Annotated in this window: 3 protein-coding genes; all 3 read right to left on the bottom strand. The window is 62.6% G+C overall.

The window, feature by feature from the left end:
• Positions 1–66: 66 nt before the first annotated feature.
• Genes ACPZMI_RS00095 through ACPZMI_RS00085 form a run of 3 tightly spaced genes read right to left on the bottom strand, consistent with a single transcriptional unit; the run spans position 67 to position 2632 of the window.
• On the bottom strand, positions 67–801 hold the full coding sequence (locus tag ACPZMI_RS00095) for an amino acid ABC transporter ATP-binding protein (RefSeq protein ID WP_186666106.1): 735 nt from the start codon (positions 799–801) through the stop codon (positions 67–69).
• Positions 794–1810: an amino acid ABC transporter permease gene (locus ACPZMI_RS00090; protein WP_189657842.1), complete on the bottom strand. Its 1017-nt coding sequence runs from the start codon at positions 1808–1810 to the stop codon at positions 794–796. The genes ACPZMI_RS00095 and ACPZMI_RS00090 overlap by 8 nt, the downstream gene beginning before the upstream one ends.
• 24 nt (positions 1811–1834) lie before the next feature.
• The gene (locus tag ACPZMI_RS00085) at positions 1835–2632 is read right to left on the bottom strand and encodes a transporter substrate-binding domain-containing protein (RefSeq protein ID WP_054894813.1); all 798 of its coding nucleotides are present in this window, start codon (positions 2630–2632) and stop codon (positions 1835–1837) included.
• Positions 2633–2799 lie beyond the last annotated feature (167 nt).

Below are 2799 nucleotides of genomic sequence, written 5' to 3'. Positions count from 1 at the left end.
TTTAGATTTTGAACAAGACAGTTGCTCCTACGGGGGGCTGGGCTTGCCCGGGAAAGAGCGAACCGGTCAGAGCACCTGGCGCAGGAACGCCTGGGCCCGCGGATCCTTCGGCGCCGCGAAGAACGCTGCGGGCGCCGAATCTTCCAGCAACTTGCCATGGTCGAAGAACAGCACCCGGTCAGCCACTTCACGGGCAAAGCCCATCTCGTGGGTCACGCAGACCATGGTCATGCCTTCCTGAGCCAAGGTCTTCATGACATCCAGCACCTCACCGACCATTTCCGGGTCGAGTGCCGAGGTCGGCTCATCGAACAGCATCACCTTCGGGTCCATCGCCAGGGCACGGGCGATGGCCACCCGCTGCTGCTGCCCACCGGACAGGCGAGAGGGGTATTCATTGGCCTTCTGGCCGATGCCGACCTTCTCCAGCAACGCACGGGCCTTGGCTTCGCGGTCGGCCTTGCTGCGCTTGCGCACCACCTTCTGCGCCAGGCACAGGTTCTCCAGCACGGTCATGTGCGGGAACAGGTTGAAGTGCTGGAACACCATGCCGACTTCACGGCGGTAGGCGTTGATGTCGGTCTTGGGGTCTTCCAGGCGCAGCCCGTCGATGGCCACGTGGCCTTCGTCGAAATGCTCCAGGCCATTCAGGCAGCGCAGGAAGGTCGACTTGCCCGACCCCGAGGGGCCCAGCACCACCACCACCTCGCCCTTGGCGACCTGGGTGGAGACGTTGTCCACCGCACGCACCACCTGGCCGCGGGTGTCGAAGACTTTCAGCAGGTCACGGACTTCAATCACTTTGCGCAAGCCTCCGCTCGAGCCGGCTGGCAATGTGCGACAGCGGCAGGTTGATCAGCAGGTACAGGCCTGCCACGCAGAACCAGATCTCGAAGGTCGAGAACGACGTGGTGATCGCTTCGCGGCCACTCTTGGTCAGCTCGGTAATGGCGATCACCGACACCAGCGAGGTGTCCTTGACCAGGCTGATGAACTGCCCTGCCAGTGGCGGCAGCACGCGCTTGAACGCCTGAGGCAGGATCACATGGCGCATCGACTGGCTGGCATTCAGGCCCAGCGAGCGCGCCGCCTCGTTCTGCCCCTTGGCGATCGACTGCACGCCGGCACGGACGATCTCGGCCACATAGGCGCCGGTGAACAGCGCCAGCGCCGCCACCCCGGCGAACTCGCGGGACAGGTTGAGCACGGTGCCGATGAAGAAATAGAAGATGAAGATCTGCACCAGCAGCGGCGTACCGCGCACCAGTTCGACATACACCGTGGACAGGTCGCGCAGGGTCGGGTTGCTCGACAACCGGCACAGCCCGGCGAACAGGCCGATCACCAGGCCGAAGGCCCCGGAAAGCACCGAGATCCACAAGGTGGTCCACAGGCCCCAGGCCAGCGGGCCGGCCGCCCAGTGGCGAGTGACGCCGATCTGGTCGCCCTCGGCGACATCGTCACCACGGCTCAGTTGCAAACTGTCCTTGACCACCTCCAGCACTTGCACCTCGCCGTCCTCGCTCTTGAGCGTGACGCGGGCGTCGTTGCCGGACACGACGATTTCCTCGACGGTGCCGTAGGCCGCGGCGCGCTGCACGTCTTCGGCCTGGAAGGCGAAGTACTGCGGCACACGGTTCCAGCGCCACTCGTAGGAAATCATCGAGGTGGCCATGTACAGACTGAACGCCAGGCCCACCAGCACCAGCGCGGTCAGCGCGTGCCAGGGCCACTGGGCTTTCTTGTGTTTGATCACGTGGGTACTTCCGTAAATGCGAACGCGCAGGGGTTGCCTGCGCGTCAGGGTCATCGCCAGGGCTTGTGGTCCGGGCTCTTATTCCATGTCCTTCAGCCAGTCGGTCTTCTTGAACCACTTGTCGTGAATACGATCGTAGGTCCCGTCGTGCTTGATCTGGTGCAGGAAGTTGTTGATGAAGTTGATGCTGTCGTAGTCGCCCTTCTTCAAGCCGAATGCCAGGGGCTCGTAGGTGAAGGGTTCTTCCAGGTAGACCAGCTTGCCGGCCCCGGCCTTGTTCACCGCGACCACGTTGTACGGCGCGTCGTAGACGAAGGCATCGGCCTTGCCGTTGACCACGTCCATCACCGCTTCCTGCTCGTTGTCGTAGCCGTGGTACTTGGCCTTGCTGATCAGCTTCTTGGCGACCATCTCGCCGGTGGTGCCGAGCTTGGACGTCAGGCGGTACTTCTCGTTGTTCAGGTCCTTGTACGACTTGATCTCGCCTGCCAGCTCCTTGCGGATCAGCAGGGTCTGGCCAACGACGATGAAGGGTTCGCTGAAGTTCAGGCGCAGGTTGCGTTCCTGGGTCAGGGTCATGCCGCTGCCGATCATGTCGAACTTGTCGGTCAGCAGGGCCGGGATGATGCCGTCATAGGCAGTGGAGACGGTCTCGAGCTTGACGCCCATGGACTTGGCCATCGCCTTGAGGATGTCGACCTCGAAGCCGACGATCTCGCCGCGCTTGTTGGTCATCTGGAACGGCATGTAGGTCGGGTCCATACCCACGCGCAGGGTGCCGCGCTTGACCGCATCATCGATGGCGCCCGCCTGGGCGGTTGTGACCGCGATCAGCGCGGTGACGCCGAGCAGCATGCGCGACAGGTATTTCTTCATCATCACCAGGTCCCCTAACAAGAAGTACGCAGAATTTTATTGTGTGCACGATCGTTCCGACCGGTGCGTTGTGTCGGGACGGATGCTAACGCATGCAGGCCCTGGGACCTAGAGCCGGCGGGGACTTTGTTGGCCAAAAATCATGGCGGTATGAAAAGCTTCGCGGG

This window comes from Pseudomonas wayambapalatensis (assembly GCF_049942315.1).
Lineage (GTDB): Bacteria > Pseudomonadota > Gammaproteobacteria > Pseudomonadales > Pseudomonadaceae > Aquipseudomonas > Aquipseudomonas wayambapalatensis.
Note: the sequence above shows the minus strand (reverse complement) of the source record. Positions and strands in the feature narration are given on the sequence as shown.

Bases quoted from the DNA above. Each gene is read 5' to 3' on its own strand.
- ACPZMI_RS00090 (WP_189657842.1), bottom strand. From the start codon at position 1,810: ATGACCCTGACGCGCAGGCAACCCCTGCGCGTTCGCATTTACGGAAGT.
- ACPZMI_RS00085 (WP_054894813.1), bottom strand. From the start codon at position 2,632: ATGAAGAAATACCTGTCGCGCATGCTGCTCGGCGTCACCGCGCTGATC.